Source organism: Sphingorhabdus sp. (assembly GCF_040079335.1).
Lineage (GTDB): Bacteria > Pseudomonadota > Alphaproteobacteria > Sphingomonadales > Sphingomonadaceae > Sphingorhabdus_B.
This window is the reverse complement of the sequence record NZ_JBEBKL010000049.1, coordinates 1-16,923: the sequence shown is the minus strand read 5'-3', so window position 1 is coordinate 16,923 and position 16,923 is coordinate 1. Positions and strand designations below refer to the sequence as shown.

Genomic DNA, 16,923 nt, shown 5'->3' with positions numbered 1-16,923 from the left:
GTAAGCATCTCCGCAACCGCCAGCGACGGCTGGATGACGATAATAGTTGATGACGATGGCGAAGATTCGCCAACCCAGGAACATGGCAACGGCATCGGTCTTGCCAATGTCCGCGATCGGCTCGAAGCCCGCTACGGCGACCGCGCCAGTTTGGCTAAGGGTCGAAAACCGGACGGCGGATACCGGGCCACGATTGTCATTCCCATATCGCCCAAGGATTTGGCATGACAGGATTGCGCACCGTAATCGTCGATGATGAGCCATTGGCAGTTGAGCGTTTGCAGATCCTTTGTGCAGCAGAGTCAGCCGTCAATCTTGTCGGTACAGCCGGCGATGGTGCCGCTGCGCTGCGCCTTGCGCAGACCCTGACACCAGACCTGATATTGCTTGATATTGGCATGCCCAAGATGGACGGTATCAGCGTTGCCCGTGCGATCGCCCTGATGGAGCGGAAGCCGGCAATCATCTTCGTCACAGCTTATGACAATTTTGCCGTTGAGGCATTCGACCTTGATGTCGTGGATTATATGCTCAAGCCGGTTTCAGCCGACCGCTTGAGCCGTGCGATAGCCCGCGCACAGCAGCAGATCGAGAATGTGCAAGATGGAGAAGGCGAGGCCGGAGACATATCAGCCCAGCCGGATGCATCGGGCGGCTATGCCAGCGAGTTTTGGGTTTCACACCGGTCGGAGCTGATCCGTATCGCGGCGTTGGACATAGAGCGCATCGAAGCCGAGCGGGACTATATGCGTCTGCACACAGGCGGGCGCAGCTATTTGCTGCACCAAACGATATCGACCCTTGAACAGCGGCTCGATCCTTCGAAATTCCAGCGTATTCATCGAAGTCATATTGTGAGGCACGACCTGATCACAGGGCTGCGCCACGAAGGCGGCGGCGTTTGGCACGCTTTATTGGAAAATGGCGATTCGATGCGCATCGGCCGCAAATATTTGTCGGATGTGAAAAAGCTGGCAGGGAAATAGGCGTCGCCTTTCCCTGCCCGGCTTTTGCGATTGTCGGCTATCAATCCAGTGCAACTTTCACACTGCTGCCAAAGCGCGCGATTGTTTCGCCAGCTTCACGCATGGCTGTTGTTTTTGCTCGCGCGCGGCATTTCTGTTGATCGGAATGTTCAGCGGCGGTTTTGGCGGCTGGGAATGCGCAGACGTTCCTGACGGCACGCAATACCCGTTGTTTGAGCTTGTCTTGACCGGATTGGGTCGAAAGATCGAGATCAGAATGGCTGACTTCGATAGTCCGAACACTTTTGTGTGTCGTTTGGGCTGACACATTTGAGCATGCCAGCAATGCAAGCATCGTAGTTGTAACCGTCTTTAACATATCAGGCTCCTATCAGCGATAACGGGCCTCTCTTCGTCTGCGGGCCCTTCGGGAGAGGGTGCAGACCGAAGGATCTTAACGCTGGGGAGCTGGAAGAGTTCGGCCTGCAAACTCGTTATGCGCGGAAGGCGTTCTCGGTTCAGCAAGCGTTCGACAGGGAGATAAGAGCAGATTGCAAGCCGACAAAAAACATGACGAACGCGCGTCAAAAGGCTACCAATCGCTTTATCGGAACAATCGGGTTCGACGAACGACTACAGTTGTAATTTTGATCTGTCAGATCAGCCCAGCTAACGGACTTGACGGGTCAGCATACATCCGTCGCCCCATACGACCGGCGAGATAGGCTTCACGCCCCGCCTCTACCGCCAACTTCATCGCACGCGCCATGCGCACGGGATCTTTAGCTTCTGCAATGGCGGTGTTCATCAGCACGCCTTCGCAACCCAGCTCCATCGCAACCGCAGCGTCGGAAGCTGTGCCAACACCGGCATCGACCAGCACTGGCACTTTCGCCCCCTCGACTATCAGGCGAATCGTTACGCGGTTTTGGATACCCAAGCCTGACCCGATCGGCGCACCCAAAGGCATCACCGCCACTGCGCCTGCATCTTCCAATTGTTTCGCCGCAATCGGATCGTCGACGCAATAAACCATCGGCAGGAAGCCTTCTTTGGCCAGCACTTCCGTCGCCTTGAGTGTCTCGCGCATGTCGGGATAAAGCGTCCGGGCTTCACCTAGCACTTCGAGCTTCACCAAATCCCAGCCCCCAGCTTCGCGCGCCAGCCGCAGCGTGCGGACGGCGTCTTCGGCGGTAAAGCAGCCTGCGGTATTGGGCAGATAGGTGTATTTCTTCGGATCGACATAGTCGGACAGCATCGGCGCATTCGGATCCGACACATTCACCCGGCGCACTGCCACGGTGATGATTTCCGCACCCGACGCCACCAGCGCCGCAGCATTTTGTTCGAAATCCTTATATTTGCCGGTTCCGACAATCAGGCGCGAGGTGAAGGTGCGACCGGCAACGGTCCAGCTGTCGGCATTTGTCATTGGGGTGCTCATGCCGTGCGCCTTAGCCGCCGCCGACAAAGTGGACAATCTCCAACTGGTCGCCATCGGCCAGCATCACATCCGCATGGGTTGAGCGCGGGACGATCTCCAGATTGCGTTCGACCGCGACCTTTTTCGGGTTGAAACCCAGTTCAGCCACCAGCCCCGCAACCGACAGCCCCGCTGCGACACGGCGCGGTTCACCATTGATGCTGATTGCTATCGTTGAAAGGGTGGCGGTATCGGTCATTTTGTCTCGCTTTTTCCTGTCATCCACATATAGGGGCCGACAGCATCTTTAGGCAAGACTAACCACGGGAAAACGCCTTGGCTGACACACCGCTCATCTATGTCCTAAACGGCCCCAATCTCAACCTGCTCGGCACGCGGGAGCCAGAGATTTACGGCACCGATACGCTCGACGATATCGCCGGTCGCCTTGACGATCAGGCGCATGAACTTGGGCTGGAAATCGACTTTCGCCAATCTAACCATGAAGGCCATCTGGTCGACTGGCTCCACGAGGCGCAGGCCGAGGGGGCGAAAGCTGTCTTGCTCAATGCGGGCGCCTATACCCACACTTCAATCGCGCTCCACGATGCGATCAAATCGATCAAGTTGCCGGTGATCGAAGTGCATCTGTCCGACCCCATGAAGCGCGAAGCCTTCCGCCATATCAGCTATGTCGGCATGGCAGCGCATAGTTGTTTTGCAGGGCATGGCGCAAAAAGCTATGAACTGGCGCTGGACGCGGCGGCGCGTCTCTGATTAAAGCGGCCCAAACAGGGTCAAACGGAGAATTTACATGAACGGCAAAACCGGCGGGATGCAGGTCGATACCAAATTGGTGCGCGAACTGGCCGAGTTGCTCAACGACACCGGCCTCAGCGAAATCGAGGTCGAAGACGGCGATCGCAAGATCAAAGTAGCCCGCACGATCAATGCAGTTGCTGCAGCCCCCGTCGCTATTGCAGCCCCGGCAGCAGCCGCACCCGCAGCCCCGGCCGAAGCGGCCGCTCCAGCGGTTCCCGCCAACGCCCTCAAATCGCCGATGGTCGGCACCGCCTATCTGACGCCAGAGCCGGGCGCTCCCGCCTTTGTCAGCGTTGGCGACAAGGTATCTGCGGGCGACACCCTGCTGATCGTAGAAGCGATGAAGGTGATGAACCCGATCACCGCACCCAATGCCGGCACCGTCAAAGCCATCTTTGTTGAAAGCGGCCAGCCGGTCGAATTCGACCAGCCTCTGATGGTCATCGAGTAAGCTACCGATGGGTATCGAGAAAATCCTGATCGCCAATCGCGGCGAAATCGCGTTGCGTATCCACCGTGCAGCGCATGAAATGGGCATCAAGACTGTAGCGGTGCATTCGACTGCCGATGCCGACGCCATGCACGTCCGTCTGGCTGACGAAGCCATATGCATCGGCCCGCCTGCAGCCAAAGACAGCTACCTCAACATACCTGCGATCATATCGGCGGCTGAGATCAGCCATGCCGATGCGATCCACCCTGGCTATGGCTTCCTCTCGGAAAACGCGCAGTTCGCCGAAATCGTCGAGAGCCACGGCATCGCCTTCATCGGCCCCAAGCCCGAGCATATCCGCACGATGGGCGACAAGGTGATGGCGAAGAAGACGGCAGGCGAGCTTGGCCTGCCGCTGGTTCCTGGCTCCGACGGCGCGGTTTCAGAAATCACCGAAGCCAAAAAGATTGCCGAGGAAGTCGGCTATCCCGTCATCATCAAGGCGGCCTCCGGCGGCGGCGGGCGCGGCATGAAGGTGTGCAACGGCCCCGATGAACTCGAAACGCTGATCCAGCAAGCAGGCAGCGAAGCCAAAGCCGCATTCGGCGATGCAACGGTCTATATCGAGAAATATCTTGGCAACCCGCGCCATATCGAATTCCAGATATTCGGCGATGGCGAAGGTAACGCCATCCATCTGGGTGAGCGCGATTGCTCGCTGCAGCGCCGCCACCAGAAAGTGCTGGAGGAAGCCCCTTCCCCCGTCATCTCCGCCGACGAACGCGCGCGCATGGGCGATATCGTCGCCAAGGCGATGGCGGGCATGGGCTATCGCGGCGCTGGCACGATCGAGTTTCTGTGGGAAAATGGCGAATTCTATTTCATCGAAATGAATACGCGTATCCAGGTCGAACATCCGGTTACCGAAATGATCACCGGTTTTGATCTTGTCCGCGAACAGATCCGCGTGGCCGAAGGTCGTGGTCTTTCGGTGACGCAGGATATGCTCGAATTCCGCGGCCATTCGATGGAATGCCGGATCAATGCCGAGGATGCGCGCACCTTTGTGCCTTCCCCCGGCAGGATAGGCCATTATCACGCCGCCGGTGGCATGCATGTGCGCGTCGATAGCGGCATGTATTCGGGCTATAGCGTCCCGCCCTATTATGACAGCATGATCGCCAAGCTGATCGTCTATGGTCGCACCCGCGAAAGCTGCATGATGCGCATGCGCCGCGCGCTTGAGGAAATGGTGATTACCGACATCAAGACCAACATTCCGCTGCATCAGGCGCTGCTGCGCGATCCGGACGTCATCAATGGCGACTATACGATCAAGTGGCTCGAAGAGTGGCTGGCGCGGCAGGAAAGCTGAGCCGGCGACATTTTGTCGCTGGCGCAATGATAGCGCCATTGCTCGCCTGCGATCGCAGCGAGAAAATTGCCCCTCCGGCCAGACCGTCTGCTGCAACACCAAAGTCTGACAGGGGGGATCTGGTCGAGCTGATCCAGCTCGACTCCAGCATTCGTCTCGACATCCGCTATGCGACGGCCAACAATTTCACCGGTCGCAAACTTTATCCACAGGCGCGCGCCTTTCTCGTCCGCCCGACCGCCGAAGCTCTGATACGGGCGCACCGGGCTGCGCAAAGCGAAGGCTTTGGCCTGATGATATATGACGCCTATCGCCCTTGGCGGATTACAAAAGCTTTGTGGGATGCAACCCCGCCGGGCCCGAAACGCAACTATGTCGCCAATCCTAAAAAGGGATCACGCCATAATCGCGGTTGCGCAGTCGATTTGACGCTGCACGATCTGGCGACCGGTCGCCAGGTCGAAATGCCAAGCGGCTATGACGAGTTCACCCAGCGCGCGCACCGCGATTTCATGCGAGCCTCGCCCGAAGCAATCGCGAATCGCAAACGACTCGAAAGCTGGATGGAAGCGGAGGGGTTTCGCGGAATCTCGAACGAATGGTGGCATTTTGATTTCATCGGCTGGGAGAACTTCCCCATCCTTGACATTGCGTTTGATGAAATTGGCTGAAATCCAGCCGTTCAACTAAATCGCGCCTTTCCTGAACATTACAGCCTCATTCAGCCTCGTGACAGACAATCTCGGCGATAAAGGCTCTAATAGGGCGGCACAGTGTCGTTCTCACATCGGGGACCAACGATGAAGAAAATATTCTTGATAGGCATTGTCTCGACAATCGCCCTTTCACCGGCCGCTTATGCCGCCCAGCCTGCACAAGCTGGTGCCGCAATGTCGGCAACGGACAATACATCCAATTTCGAGCGTGGTGAAAAGCGCAAGGGCCAATGGGTGCGCGGACAAGGCCCGGTCAATCGCGACGATAGCGCCGGGCGCGGCGAGCAGCGTTCACGGCGCGTTGAACGCTCACCACAGGGCGAGCAGCGCAGCGAGCGTCGCGACGACCGGCGTGAGGATCGGCGCGGAAACTGGAACCAGTCGCAACAGCAGCCGCCGCAAGGCCAGCAGTGGAACCCTGGCGAAGAACGGCGCCGCAGCGATGACAACAGCCAGCGTCAACGCGAAGGCGGCTCCTGGAATGGCGGCAACGAAGATCGCCGCCGCTGGAGCGGTCGCAACGACGATAAGCGCAACGATAGCCGCTGGGATCGCCGCCGCGACGATGACAGTCGCCAGCACAATCGCCGGGACGACCGCCGCGATGACAATCGCCGGTGGGAAGGCCGCCGCGATGATGATCGCCGCTCAGCCGACAACCGCCGCTATGACCGGCGTGACAATGACCGCTGGGATCGCAGCTGGCGCAATGATCGCCGTTACGACTGGCGCGGGCACCGCGAGCAGTATCGCAGCTATTACCGCCCCGGTCGATATTACGCGCCCCACCGCAGTGACCATTATCGCCGGTTCAACATTGGCATCTATCTGGGATCGCCCTTTTATACGAACCGTTACTGGATCGCCGACCCCTGGTACTACCGGCTCCCGCCCGCCAATGGCCCGTACCGCTGGGTCCGCTATTATGACGATGTGCTGCTAATCGACGTCCGCAATGGCTATGTCGTCGACGTTATACACGACTTCTTCTGGTAATCCTGATCCCCCAGAAGTCGGAGAGCCCGGGGTACCTTCCTCCCCGGGCTCTTTTTGTTTGCACCGCGCTGGCCTTACACCCTCTCGAAATCCAACTGCCTTGCATGTTATGAGGCAGGCGACTCATCCCCGCATGGAGCGCAAGCGTGTCCGCCGAAACCGAAGCCCCGACCAAGTTCGACCCCAATAATGATCCGGCGAAGCTCGCCAAAATTGGCACGTTTGTAACCCGCAAGCTTGAAAATAATCCGCTGGTCCAGCGCATCGAAGTGCCCGACCTGCAGGTATATGTATATCAGGGCTTTTTGGGGAAGCGCGATTGCGGGATATTGATTTCAAAGATTGACGCCGATGCCGTTCCGTCAACCTTGTACAAGGGCACCGAACAAGCGGGATTTCGCACAAGCTATAGCTGCCACCTGAACCGCTGGGATCCCGACATCACCCGCGTCGAGGCGCGGATGAGCGATACGCTGGGGATCGACAATAATTGGGCAGAAACGATGCAGGGGCAGCGGTACACACAAGGCCAGGAATTCAAGGCGCATCACGACTTCTTCCACCCAAGCCAAAGCTATTGGGAGCATGAAGGCCCGCGCGGCGGTCAACGCAGTTGGACCGCGATGATCTTCCTCAACGAGCCCGAAGAAGGTGGCGCGACCGAATTCTCCCATATCGGCATCGGCGTCCGTCCGCAGGCTGGAACGCTGCTGATGTGGAACAACATGAAACCCGACGGCACGCTCAACTACAAATCGCTGCACACTGGCACCCCGGTGGTGAAAGGCGTGAAGCACGTCATCACCAAATGGTACCGGCAGAACAACTGGCTGGAACTCAATACCGCCACGGCGTGAGGAGAGCCAAGTCCCGAAAGATCAGGATTTCGAGGCTAGTACGCCGGTCACGCTGTTTTTCAGTGAGATATTTGCGGCATTCTGCTTTTTGGGTGCCTCAGCCTTGGGTTTACGGACTTCACGGTTCGATCGTTTTTGACTTTTAGCCATCACACTCTCCTTTGTTTAAACGCAATCAACGACATATTTTCGGGCCACTGGCCGGTCTTCGATGCATCCCCGATAGATATTGCCTGCCGGTGTCGTCAGATGATGCTCAAGATGATCAAAGATGGCGCTGTCCTCCGTCATGTCGAACTTGCGCGCGAACAGATCGGGACTCAGCGTGAGTCGCAGGGCATCGGCCTTACCAAAGGTGCGCGGGCGCAATTTGATGTCACCATCCGGCACCCAATCAATGGTGCGGAGATCATCGTTGATGACAATACCATGCTCTCCCCGGTTCATCATGACTGTCTGGAAAAAGCCTTCGTCAGCAATCAGACTGCGCCGGTAGAATTTGCGGAACGGCGCGACCTGCACATCGTTGCAGACAAATTCGCAAAAGCTGCGGGTCACAACCTTCCATTGCGTGCCGATATAAGGGGTCACGTTGAACATCGGTCGACGCTTCAGCCCGGTGCGAAATATCCGGCCAAAGGCTTCAACAAAGAAATGGCTTAGCCGGTTCAACGTATCGGGCCGAAAGCGCGCTTGATCGACGGTACGGATGAACTGTTTTCCGCCGTTTTTGGAGAGAAATTCGCGGATATAGTTCTGTGACTTGAGCGGAAAGTCCTGGCCACTCAGATTGATGAAATGGGTCCATCCGGAATCCATCTTAAGCAATTTCGCCATGCCGCGAAGTTCGGCATCCACCAGACTGTAGCCGCCCCAAAGTGCTGGCTTTGGATCAAGGATGGCCACATTCTGATATGGCGCGAGAAATGCCTTCAGGTCGGCCTGCAATTCAGGCCCGGAACTGCGGTCGATGTGAATAAGGTACTGGTTCCCGGCCGCATAAACCGAACGGAACATGCGTTTGAATTGGTCTGGATAACGGTGGGCAAGAATGAAATAGGCGATCATGCGGCGTGCTCCCATTCGCCGCGCATTGCACGCTGGCAAAGCACGGTGAGGTCGTACCCGTCTCGGGACGCCAAGCGAAAAATCGACCGGAAAGAGACACCGTCAGCTCGGGTGGATACGGCCAAGGGTATAACCTATATGGGCATGACGGGCCGGAATATAAGGGCGAGTGCCTCACTATCCGTTCATAAGCGGTCAATGTCGTCTGTCGAAACAGACTTGTCGTCCGAAGAATTGGCATCAAGGAAACCGGCATTCGCCGACGTGGCTAAAATCGCTGCTGAATAAATTGGAGAATTTTGATGATATCCCTTCGCTTCGCTCTGCTTGCGGGCTGCGCTTTTGCTGCTGCAGTAACCACCAGCACTTCGGCAATCGCTGCCACTGCTGACAACGCCGCGGTCGCTCCGCAGGCCGATGAAGCGTCCAAGCTGGCCGCCCTGTTTGCCGAGGACGATGAAGCCACCCTCAAGCGCAATCCCCTAAACGCATTGTTCCGCGGCGACATGCGCTATGCTGATCAGTTGGGCGACTATATCAGTGACGCTTATTTCGATGCAGAGCGCGAAGCAGCCGAAACCAATCTGGCCAAAGTGGAGAGCATCGACCGCGCCAAGCTCGATCCGACCAGCCAGATTGCCTATGACGTTTACAAGCAGAACCAGCTTGATGCACTCAAGGGCCTGTCGAAAGAAATCATGGATTTGACGGTGGTCCGCCCCGTCAACCATTTCGCCGGATTCCACACCTTCTATCCCACCTTCGCCAGCGGGCAGGGTGCAGCGCCGTTCAAGACCGTTACCGATTATGAAAACAATCTGAAACGTCACAAGGAGTTCATCACGCTGATGGATGCCTCAATCGGCCGTTTCCGTGAAGGCATGGCGTCAGGCGTGTTCGAGACAAAGCTGACGATCACCAACGTCATTGACCAGTTGAACACCCAACTCGCGCAGAAGACCGAGGAGTCGCCTTATTACGGCCCGGTCACCAAATTCCCCGCCGATTTCAGCGAAGCCGACAAGGCACGCCTGACTGCCGAATATCGCGATATAGTCGAAAAGGGGCTGTACCCCGCCAACCAGCGCATGCGCGATTTCTTGCGTGACGAATATCTGCCGCTGGCGCGCGAGGGCGTCGGCCTGTCCTATATGAAGGGCGGCGAGAAACTGTACCAATATATGGTCGAACAAACGACCACCCTGCCATTAAAGGCCGCCGACATCCATAATTTGGGCCTGTCGGAGGTCGACCGGATCAAGAAGGGTATGGAAGCCATCAAGACCGAGGTTGGGTTCAAGGGCAGCTTGCAGGACTTCTTCGAGCATCTGCGTACCGACCCCAAATTCAAGAAGGAAAGCCGCGAGGCGCTGACGCAGGGCTATTATGACATCGGCAAGCAGGTCGACACTGTCATTTCCAGCCAGTTCAAATATCTTCCCAAGGCACCGCTTGAGATCAAACCTTATGAAGAATTCCGCGAGAAATATGAGGCGGGTGGCAGCTATCAGCAGGGCACACCCGACGGCACGCGCCCCGGCACCTTCTATTTCAACGCCTACGACCTGCCCAGCCGCACCACATCAGGCATGACCACGCTCTACCTGCACGAAGGCGCGCCGGGGCACCATTTCCAGATCAGCATCGCGCAGGAAAATGAGAAACTGCCGGCCTTCATGCGCTTTGGCGGCAACACCGCCTATGTCGAGGGCTGGGCACTCTATGCCGAGACGCTGGGTTATGACATGGGGCTGTTCAAGGACCGCTATCAGCGCTTTGGCACGCTGTCGGACGAGATGCTGCGCGCGATGCGGTTGGTCGTCGACACCGGGCTCCACAGCAAGGGCTGGACCCGCGATCAGGCGATCAACTATATGCTTGCCAACAGCGACATGGGCAAAACCGATGCCACGGCAGAGGTCGAGCGCTATATCGCGATCCCGAGCCAGGCATTGGCGTATAAGATCGGGGCGTTGACCATCCAGAAACTGAAAGCGAAAGCGCAAAAGGAACTGGGTGCGAAATTCGATGTGCGTGAATTCCACAATCAGGTTCTGAACACTGGGGCGCTGCCGCTCGCCGTGCTCGAGAAGAAAATCGACGGCTGGATTGCTTCGCAGAAATAAGGCGTTCAGCGCCCATTCAAAGCGCCATGGGCAGCTTTCTCCAATAGGAGGAAGCTGCCCATGCGCATTTTACCACTCACTCTCGCCCTTCTGGCGACGCCACTGGCCGCACAGGATCGCGGCAGTCCGCTGATCGACTATAGCGGGTTTCGCGAACTGACGGCGGAGGTGCAGCCAGTGCGATCGGAGCGGCTGGTCTCGCTTGCCCAATTCAAGGCGCGAGCCGCCCAACCTGATGTCCTGGTCCTTGACGCCCGGTCGGCCAAAGCCTTTGCCGAAGGGCATATTGCAGGAGCGGTAAACCTGCCGCTACCCGACTTCACCGCCGAAAGCCTCGCCCAAGTCATCGGTGCCAATCCGGACCGCGAAATCCTGATCTACTGCAATAATAATTTCACCAACAACCGCCGCCCGGTGATGACCAAAGCGCTGCCGCTGGCGCTCAACATCCAGACCTTCATCAACCTTTATGGCTATGGCTATAAAAATCTCTGGGAGCTTGGTGAAGCTGTGGACATGGATGACCCGCGTGTCGGTTGGGTGAAGTCGATCTAAACTGTAAAATTTGGCAGGCCGTGCGTTCCATCTGGAATTCCTGTTGTTTCCTTGAAACTGTTTCGCCACAAGAATTTAGGGTGGCGATTCATTTTGCATGGAGAGCATATGTTCGGTCGCATTGCTTCACTTCTGATATTTTTACTGCCATCGCCTGTGCTTGCCGAATGGCATGAGGCAAGTAGTGAGAATTTTCTGGTCATTGCCGACCAGAATGAAACGGATGTCCGCGAATTCACCGAAAGGCTTGAGCGTTTTCACAGCGCGCTAATCTGGATTCTGGGACGCGAATCAATTGTCCCAAGCCCGTCCAACAGGGTGACCATCTATGTCGTTCGCTCGGCTGGCCAGGTGCAGAAGCTCGCCGGCGATAAGAGCGGATATCTGCAGGGCTTTTACCAGCCGCGCGCGGGCGGATCGGTAGCATTCACTTCACGTGTCGATGGCCAAGGCAGCCTGGTCAGCTCAAGCGAGCAGATATTGTTCCACGAATACGCTCACCACATCATGCATGGTGCAAGCGAATGGGCCTCACCCCGCTGGTTGAGCGAGGGGTTTGCCGAATTTTTCTCCACCGCCCGTTTTGAAAAAAATGGCGGCGTCGGTTTGGGGCTACCCGCCTATCACCGCGCGGGCGAACTTGCATATGCCCGCAATGTCTCAATCGAAGCACTTCTCGATTCCGAAACCTACAAGAAAGACAAATCAAAGAGTTATGATGAATTTTACGGTCGCAGCTGGCTCCTCTATCACTACCTGCAATTGTCTGGGAACCGAAAGGGCCAATTAGACCAATATCGCCTTGCACTTGCCAATGGCGCAACAGAGATGGACGCGGCAACAAGGATATTCGGTGACCTTGGGCAGCTCAACAAGGAGCTGAACAACTATTTGCGTAAATCGCGAATGAACTATGTTTCAATTCCCGGAGACAAGCTCCGTGTCGGCCCGATCGCAGTGCGAAAAATGCGTGTCGGTGAGGCTGCGATGATGCCCGTCATTCTGGAGTCGAAGCGCGGCGTCGATGCAGAAACGTCCAAGCCGGTGTTGGCCAAAGCACAGCCGATTGCCGCACAATACCCAAATGACCCTGCCGTATTGGCTGCCTTGGCCGAAGCCGAGCACGACGCCGGCAATCATGAAGCGGCTGTGGCTGCAGCGGATAAAGCGCTTGCCATCAATCCGGGTCAGGTGAATGCGCTGGTGCAGAAGATCTACGCCCTGTCGCAAATTGCCGACAAGGCAGATGATAGCGATGCGGTTTGGAAAAAGGTGCGGCGTGCGGTCACCGCGCTCAACAAGGTTGAAGCAGACCATCCCATTCCGCTCATCTATTATTATCGCAGCCTGCAAGGCTCGGGCCAGGAAATAACCGAGCTGGCCGCCCATGGGCTAGAGCGCGCGTTGTTACTGGCACCCTATGATCAGGGCATACGCTGGCAGGTTGTGCAGCAATTGATGCATGAGGAAGCTTGGTCCACCGCTTACAGGGTCCTGATGCCGCTCGCCAATGATCCGCACAACCGGAGCGAAAACAACCCGGCTATTACCAAACTGGCGGAAATCAAGGCGAAGCTGCAGCCGAATCAAAAGACCGAAACCAAATCCGAAACAACTCCATCGGAACCCGCCGCTGACTGAGCCTGCGCATTCGCTGCCGTAGCGGATTTGGCAGCGCCCGATATTGGGTGTATATTGCGCTGATGCCAGCCGTCAAAGCCGCCAATCCCCGCTCAATATTCGCCCCCGAGGACTGGGCGGCAATTACCCGTGTTTCCCCTTGGCTGGGCATCTGGCAGATCGTCCACGCATGGGCCGTGGTTGCCATCGCAGCCTTTGGCACAGCTTGGGCTTGGGAGCAGAACTGGCTCGCCGGATTGGTTGCGACACCGATTGCGCTCGCGCTGCTAGGCGGGCGGCAATTGGGGCTGGCGATATTGATGCACGATGGCGCGCACGGTCTGTTGCATCCCAGCCGGCAACTCAACAACTGGTTGGGGCAATGGCCGTCCGGTGCGGCGACGGGAAGCGACTTGCACGCCTATCGCGCCTATCACCTCACCCATCACAAATTCACCCAGCAGCCCGAAGATCCGGACCTGTCGCTCTCCAAACCCTTCCCAACCAGCAGTGCCAGCCTGTGGCGCAAAGCAGTGCGTGACCTGACCGGACAGACCTTTTTCAAGCAGCGCAGCCATCAGTTTGCCGCGGCGCTGCGCGGGCTGAAAGCGATGCTGCGCGGCGAAACAGGTAGTTCAGAAGACAAGCGCGATACCAGCGCAGGCCGCGCGCTGAACCTGCAAAGCCGCAGCGGTATCGATGCACCCGTGGCCAATATCGAAGGCGCCAAGACCACCGCCCGCACAGTCGCACGCTTCCTGCTTGTGCAGCTCGTCTTGCTGGCGATTTCGCTCTCTGTCTGGGGCTGGCTGCCGTTCGTGCTTTGGCTGGTGGCGCTGGCGACGACCTTCCAGCTTTTCCTGCGCATTCGCAACATCGCCGAGCATGCCTGCACCACCACCGGCAGCGACGATCCCTTCAGCCATGCCCGGACGACCTATGCAGGCCTGATCGAGCGCGCGACGGTTGCACCCTATTGGGTCAATTTTCACAGTGAGCATCACCTGTTTATGGGCGTGCCTTGCTACAGCCTGCCGCGTGCGCACACACTGCTCGGCAAAGGCGGCTATCATGCGAAGATGACAATCGAACCCAATTATTGGTCGGTATTAAGGCGAGTTACAGCCAGCCCGACCGCTTAAAGCGGTAATAAAGCGTTCCGCAGATCGCAAACATCACGCCCAGCACGGCGAAATAGCCATATTTCCAACGCAGTTCGGGCATGATGTCAAAATTCATCCCGTAAATCCCGGCAATCGCCGTGGGCACTGCAAGAATGGCTGCCCAAGCGGCAAGCTGGCGGGTGATGACGCCCTGCCGCTGCTGCTCGAGCAGCCCGCTGGTTTCGATCACGCTGGTCAGCGTATCGCGCAGACCCGCTACGCGGTAATTCACCCGGCGGACATGGTCGGCCAGATCGCGGAAATAGGGATCGATCTCGCTATCGAGCTGTGGCAGGTCGATATTGACGAAACGATTGGCGAGATCCTCAGTAGGCCCAAGGATACGCTGCAGCCGAAAAAGATCGCGGCGCAGCGTGAACAGCCGCGACGTCTGCGCCCTGTCCAGAAAGGTTTCCATCGCCCGATCTTCCATCGCCAGCACCTGTTCCTCAACCACATCGATGGTTTCAAAATAGCCATCGACGATGAAGTCGAGAATCGCGTGGAGCACATAATCCGGCCCCTGTTTGAGCAGCCAGGGTGTCGCTTCAAGCTGGGTGCGGATCGGCGCGTGTCCGCGATCCGACCCATGACGCACGGTGATGATGAACTGCCGCCCGACAAAGATAGCGGTGTTGCCATATTCAATCCGCGCGGCGCCATCGCTGCCAACCAGATGGATAGTGCGCGCCACGACGAACAGGTTTTCGCCATAGCTTTCCATCTTGGGCAAATGGCGCGGATCAAGCGCATCCTCTACCGCCAGTTCGTGCAGCCCGAAATGCTCCTGCAACGCCTTGATCGTCGCCGCATCGGGTTCGTGCAACCCGATCCAGATGAAGTCCTCTTTCTTCTCCAGCGTCGGTATCGGCTTGGTTAGATCGACGTCGGTCAGCAGCCGCCCGTCGCGGTAGATACGGGCGGCGATAACGCTCATGCAAGCGCCTCGGCGATCAGCTTGCGGGTGTTCGCCACCCCGTAAAGCGCGATGAAGCTTCCCATGCGCGGGCCTGCGCTTGAGCCGAGCAAAGTTTCATAGAGCGCCTTGAACCAGTCGCGCAGATTTTCGAAACCACCAGTTTTGCCGATTTCATAGACGATATTCTGGATATCCTCGGCAGCCGCATCGGCCGGGAGCGGCGCGAGCTCTAAGTCGAGCCGCTTCAATGCCTCAACCTCAATGCCCTCTGCCTTGCGACGTTGCAGCGTCGGCGCGACATGATCGCGGTTATAGGCAAGCGCGAGGTTGATCAGGTTCGCCAGTTCGGGATGCGTCGCGGCCGTGGCATCGGGCACATAATTGGCCAGATAGCCCCACACCTGCGGCGCGGTCGCATGCGGCCCCATCACGCCAGCTAGATTGAGCAACAGCCCGAAAGTCACCGGCGGCACGTCCGCGGGCACCTTACCATTGTGGATATGGTGCACCGGATTGCCGAGCTTCTTCTCGATTTCCTGCCCAGCATAAGTGCCGCGGAACTGGAAATATTCATCCACCGCACGCGGGATCACGCCAAGGTGCAGTTGCTTGGCGCTTTTGGGTTCGCGATAGGCGTAAAAGGCCAGGCTCTCTTCAGTGCCATAGGACAGCCAGTCTTCCAGGCTCAAACCATTGCCCTTCGACTTGGAAATCTTCTCGCCCTTTTCGTCGAGGAACATTTCGTAGATGAGGCCGTCGGGCTTCCGCCCGCCCAGCGCCTGCGCTATCTTGCCAGACTGGATGCCGCTGTCGGTCAAATCCTTGCCGTACATTTCATAGTCGACGCCGAGCGCGACCCAGCGCATCGCCCAGTCGACCTTCCATTGCAGCTTTGCCTGCCCGCCAAGGATCGACTGGGTAATCGTCTCGCCCTCATCCTCGAACGACACAAGGCCTGCCTCGGCATCGACCACGGTCACGGGCACCTGCAGCACGACACCCGACTTCGAGCTGACCGGCAGCACCGGCGAATAGGTGGCGGCACGTTCGGCGCGCAGCGTGGGCAACATGATATCCATGATCGCCTGATAATTGCCCAAAACGCCCTTCAGCGCCGTGTCAAACTCGCCGCCTTCATACATCGTCGTCGACGAGACAAATTCATATTCAAAGCCGAAATGATCGAGAAATTCGCGCAGCATCGCATTGTTATGATGTGCAAAACTCTCATATTTCTCAAACGGATCGGGAATGCGTGTCAGCGGCTTGCCGAGATGTTCGGTGAGCATCGCATGGTTGGGCACATTGTCCGGAACCTTGCGCAGCCCGTCCATATCGTCGGAGAAAGCGACCAGCCGCGTCGGCATGTCAGCCATTTCCTCCAGCGCGCGGCGCACCATCGTGGTGCGCAGCACTTCGTTGAAGGTGCCGATATGCGGCAGGCCCGATGGGCCATAACCGGTTTCGAAAAGGACGGGGGAGCCGTCCGCCTTGCCCTGCGGATAGCGTTTGAGCAGCTTGCGCGCCTCTTCATAGGGCCATGCCTTGCTTGCCAAGGCTGCCGTGCGAAGGGCGGGGTCGACGCTCATTTCCATGTTTCCTTTTCGTTCCAAACTTGCCATGAATGGCGGATATGGCCCCTCCCCTAGCCTTTCCTGCGCTGCATGCAAGCCATGCCGGTATCTGGATCGCATCGCCCGATGGCGAAACGCGGCAGGTGGGGAAGGCAGAGGCGGTGGCGCGTGCGGCAGAGACGCCGCACATCATGCTCAACGCGCCACTGGTGGCACAGCGGCTGGGCTATGCCGAACTATCGGGGCTCGATTTGCTCGAACTGTTTGCCCTTGTGCATCCGGCGCGGTTTGTCGTGCCGACGGCGAAGGGG

19 protein-coding genes and 1 pseudogene are annotated in these 16,923 nt (G+C 57.7%); 13 read left to right on the top strand and 7 right to left on the bottom strand.

Annotation, left to right across the window (positions count from 1 at the left end; genetic code table 11):
- Positions 1 to 228, top strand: a pseudogene (locus ABL922_RS12155) (sensor histidine kinase); the annotation flags it as partial.
- Positions 225 to 986: a LytTR family DNA-binding domain-containing protein gene (locus ABL922_RS12150; protein ID WP_349024474.1), complete on the top strand. Its 762-nt coding sequence runs from the start codon at positions 225 to 227 to the stop codon at positions 984 to 986. The pseudogene ABL922_RS12155 and the gene ABL922_RS12150, both read left to right, overlap by 4 nt.
- Positions 987 to 1,026: 40 nt before the next feature.
- Here ABL922_RS12150 and ABL922_RS12145 read toward each other — a convergent pair whose 3' ends face one another.
- From ABL922_RS12145 to thiS, 3 genes are all read right to left on the bottom strand, one after another.
- Positions 1,027 to 1,344 carry a UrcA family protein gene (locus ABL922_RS12145; protein WP_349024473.1) on the bottom strand — a complete coding sequence of 106 codons (318 nt, stop codon included), beginning with the start codon at positions 1,342 to 1,344 and terminating at the stop codon, positions 1,027 to 1,029.
- A gap of 276 nt (positions 1,345 to 1,620) precedes the next feature.
- Complete coding sequence (locus tag ABL922_RS12140) at positions 1,621 to 2,409, bottom strand: bifunctional sulfur carrier protein/thiazole synthase protein (protein ID WP_349024472.1); 789 nt, start codon at positions 2,407 to 2,409, stop codon at positions 1,621 to 1,623.
- Between the two features lie 10 nt (positions 2,410 to 2,419).
- Positions 2,420 to 2,647, bottom strand: coding sequence for a sulfur carrier protein ThiS (thiS, locus tag ABL922_RS12135; RefSeq protein ID WP_349024471.1), 228 nt, complete (start codon positions 2,645 to 2,647; stop codon positions 2,420 to 2,422).
- A 77-nt stretch (positions 2,648 to 2,724) separates the two neighbouring features.
- Between thiS and aroQ the strand changes: the two genes are divergently transcribed.
- The 6 genes from aroQ (at position 2,725) to ABL922_RS12105 (ending at position 7,587) form a co-directional block, all read left to right on the top strand.
- Positions 2,725 to 3,165, top strand: a complete 441-nt coding sequence (aroQ, locus tag ABL922_RS12130) for a type II 3-dehydroquinate dehydratase (protein WP_349024470.1) — start codon at positions 2,725 to 2,727, stop codon at positions 3,163 to 3,165.
- A 37-nt stretch (positions 3,166 to 3,202) separates the two neighbouring features.
- On the top strand, positions 3,203 to 3,661 hold the full coding sequence (gene accB / locus ABL922_RS12125) for an acetyl-CoA carboxylase biotin carboxyl carrier protein (RefSeq protein WP_349024469.1): 459 nt from the start codon (positions 3,203 to 3,205) through the stop codon (positions 3,659 to 3,661).
- Between the two features lie 7 nt (positions 3,662 to 3,668).
- Positions 3,669 to 5,018, top strand: coding sequence for an acetyl-CoA carboxylase biotin carboxylase subunit (accC, locus tag ABL922_RS12120; protein ID WP_349024468.1), 1,350 nt, complete (start codon positions 3,669 to 3,671; stop codon positions 5,016 to 5,018).
- A gap of 26 nt (positions 5,019 to 5,044) precedes the next feature.
- Positions 5,045 to 5,689: a M15 family metallopeptidase gene (locus tag ABL922_RS12115; protein ID WP_349024467.1), complete on the top strand. Its 645-nt coding sequence runs from the start codon at positions 5,045 to 5,047 to the stop codon at positions 5,687 to 5,689.
- Between the two features lie 129 nt (positions 5,690 to 5,818).
- Entirely contained in the window at positions 5,819 to 6,730 is a 912-nt protein-coding gene (locus ABL922_RS12110; RefSeq protein WP_349024466.1) for an RcnB family protein, read from the top strand.
- Positions 6,731 to 6,876: 146 nt separating this feature from the next.
- Positions 6,877 to 7,587 carry a 2OG-Fe(II) oxygenase gene (locus ABL922_RS12105; RefSeq protein ID WP_349024465.1) on the top strand — a complete coding sequence of 237 codons (711 nt, stop codon included), beginning with the start codon at positions 6,877 to 6,879 and terminating at the stop codon, positions 7,585 to 7,587.
- 21 nt (positions 7,588 to 7,608) lie between these two features.
- Here ABL922_RS12105 and ABL922_RS12100 read toward each other — a convergent pair whose 3' ends face one another.
- Positions 7,609 to 7,737, bottom strand: coding sequence for a hypothetical protein (locus ABL922_RS12100; protein WP_349024464.1), 129 nt, complete (start codon positions 7,735 to 7,737; stop codon positions 7,609 to 7,611).
- A 15-nt stretch (positions 7,738 to 7,752) separates the two neighbouring features.
- Entirely contained in the window at positions 7,753 to 8,670 is a 918-nt protein-coding gene (locus ABL922_RS12095) for a beta-1,6-N-acetylglucosaminyltransferase (protein ID WP_349024463.1), read from the bottom strand.
- A gap of 287 nt (positions 8,671 to 8,957) precedes the next feature.
- Here ABL922_RS12095 and ABL922_RS12090 point away from each other — a divergent pair, with 287 nt between their 5' ends.
- The 4 genes from ABL922_RS12090 to ABL922_RS12075 all read left to right on the top strand — a co-directional run bounded on the left by ABL922_RS12090 (position 8,958) and on the right by ABL922_RS12075 (position 14,098).
- Positions 8,958 to 10,781, top strand: a complete 1,824-nt coding sequence (locus ABL922_RS12090; protein ID WP_349024462.1) for a DUF885 domain-containing protein — start codon at positions 8,958 to 8,960, stop codon at positions 10,779 to 10,781.
- Positions 10,782 to 10,841: 60 nt separating this feature from the next.
- Complete coding sequence (locus ABL922_RS12085) at positions 10,842 to 11,336, top strand: rhodanese-like domain-containing protein (RefSeq protein WP_349024461.1); 495 nt, start codon at positions 10,842 to 10,844, stop codon at positions 11,334 to 11,336.
- Positions 11,337 to 11,444: 108 nt separating this feature from the next.
- Positions 11,445 to 12,977, top strand: coding sequence for a hypothetical protein (locus ABL922_RS12080; protein WP_349024460.1), 1,533 nt, complete (start codon positions 11,445 to 11,447; stop codon positions 12,975 to 12,977).
- A gap of 62 nt (positions 12,978 to 13,039) precedes the next feature.
- Positions 13,040 to 14,098 carry a fatty acid desaturase family protein gene (locus ABL922_RS12075; protein WP_349024459.1) on the top strand — a complete coding sequence of 353 codons (1,059 nt, stop codon included), beginning with the start codon at positions 13,040 to 13,042 and terminating at the stop codon, positions 14,096 to 14,098.
- Here the strand turns inward: ABL922_RS12075 and ABL922_RS12070 are convergent.
- Both ABL922_RS12070 and ABL922_RS12065 read right to left on the bottom strand, forming a co-directional pair.
- Positions 14,076 to 15,056, bottom strand: coding sequence for a magnesium and cobalt transport protein CorA (locus ABL922_RS12070; RefSeq protein WP_349024458.1), 981 nt, complete (start codon positions 15,054 to 15,056; stop codon positions 14,076 to 14,078). The genes ABL922_RS12075 and ABL922_RS12070 overlap by 23 nt on opposite strands.
- Positions 15,053 to 16,627, bottom strand: coding sequence for a lysine--tRNA ligase (locus tag ABL922_RS12065; protein ID WP_349024457.1), 1,575 nt, complete (start codon positions 16,625 to 16,627; stop codon positions 15,053 to 15,055). Before ABL922_RS12065 ends, ABL922_RS12070 begins: the two co-directional genes overlap by 4 nt.
- 44 nt (positions 16,628 to 16,671) lie before the next feature.
- Here ABL922_RS12065 and ABL922_RS12060 point away from each other — a divergent pair.
- The coding region (locus ABL922_RS12060; RefSeq protein WP_349024475.1) for a hypothetical protein at positions 16,672 to 16,923 on the top strand (252 nt) is incomplete at its 3' end.

What these genes read in the sequence shown, in the direction of transcription:
- ABL922_RS12150 (WP_349024474.1), top strand. Translation starts at nt 225, where the DNA reads ATGACAGGATTGCGCACCGTAATCGTCGATGATGAGCCATTGGCAGTT.
- ABL922_RS12145 (WP_349024473.1), bottom strand. Translation starts at nt 1,344, where the DNA reads ATGTTAAAGACGGTTACAACTACGATGCTTGCATTGCTGGCATGCTCA.
- ABL922_RS12140 (WP_349024472.1), bottom strand. Translation starts at nt 2,409, where the DNA reads ATGAGCACCCCAATGACAAATGCCGACAGCTGGACCGTTGCCGGTCGC.
- thiS (WP_349024471.1), bottom strand. Translation starts at nt 2,647, where the DNA reads ATGACCGATACCGCCACCCTTTCAACGATAGCAATCAGCATCAATGGT.
- accB (WP_349024469.1), top strand. Translation starts at nt 3,203, where the DNA reads ATGAACGGCAAAACCGGCGGGATGCAGGTCGATACCAAATTGGTGCGC.
- accC (WP_349024468.1), top strand. Translation starts at nt 3,669, where the DNA reads ATGGGTATCGAGAAAATCCTGATCGCCAATCGCGGCGAAATCGCGTTG.
- ABL922_RS12115 (WP_349024467.1), top strand. Translation starts at nt 5,045, where the DNA reads ATGATAGCGCCATTGCTCGCCTGCGATCGCAGCGAGAAAATTGCCCCT.
- ABL922_RS12110 (WP_349024466.1), top strand. Translation starts at nt 5,819, where the DNA reads ATGAAGAAAATATTCTTGATAGGCATTGTCTCGACAATCGCCCTTTCA.
- ABL922_RS12100 (WP_349024464.1), bottom strand. Translation starts at nt 7,737, where the DNA reads ATGGCTAAAAGTCAAAAACGATCGAACCGTGAAGTCCGTAAACCCAAG.
- ABL922_RS12095 (WP_349024463.1), bottom strand. Translation starts at nt 8,670, where the DNA reads ATGGGAGCACGCCGCATGATCGCCTATTTCATTCTTGCCCACCGTTAT.
- ABL922_RS12090 (WP_349024462.1), top strand. Translation starts at nt 8,958, where the DNA reads ATGATATCCCTTCGCTTCGCTCTGCTTGCGGGCTGCGCTTTTGCTGCT.
- ABL922_RS12085 (WP_349024461.1), top strand. Translation starts at nt 10,842, where the DNA reads ATGCGCATTTTACCACTCACTCTCGCCCTTCTGGCGACGCCACTGGCC.
- ABL922_RS12080 (WP_349024460.1), top strand. Translation starts at nt 11,445, where the DNA reads ATGTTCGGTCGCATTGCTTCACTTCTGATATTTTTACTGCCATCGCCT.
- ABL922_RS12075 (WP_349024459.1), top strand. Translation starts at nt 13,040, where the DNA reads ATGCCAGCCGTCAAAGCCGCCAATCCCCGCTCAATATTCGCCCCCGAG.
- ABL922_RS12070 (WP_349024458.1), bottom strand. Translation starts at nt 15,056, where the DNA reads ATGAGCGTTATCGCCGCCCGTATCTACCGCGACGGGCGGCTGCTGACC.
- ABL922_RS12065 (WP_349024457.1), bottom strand. Translation starts at nt 16,627, where the DNA reads ATGAGCGTCGACCCCGCCCTTCGCACGGCAGCCTTGGCAAGCAAGGCA.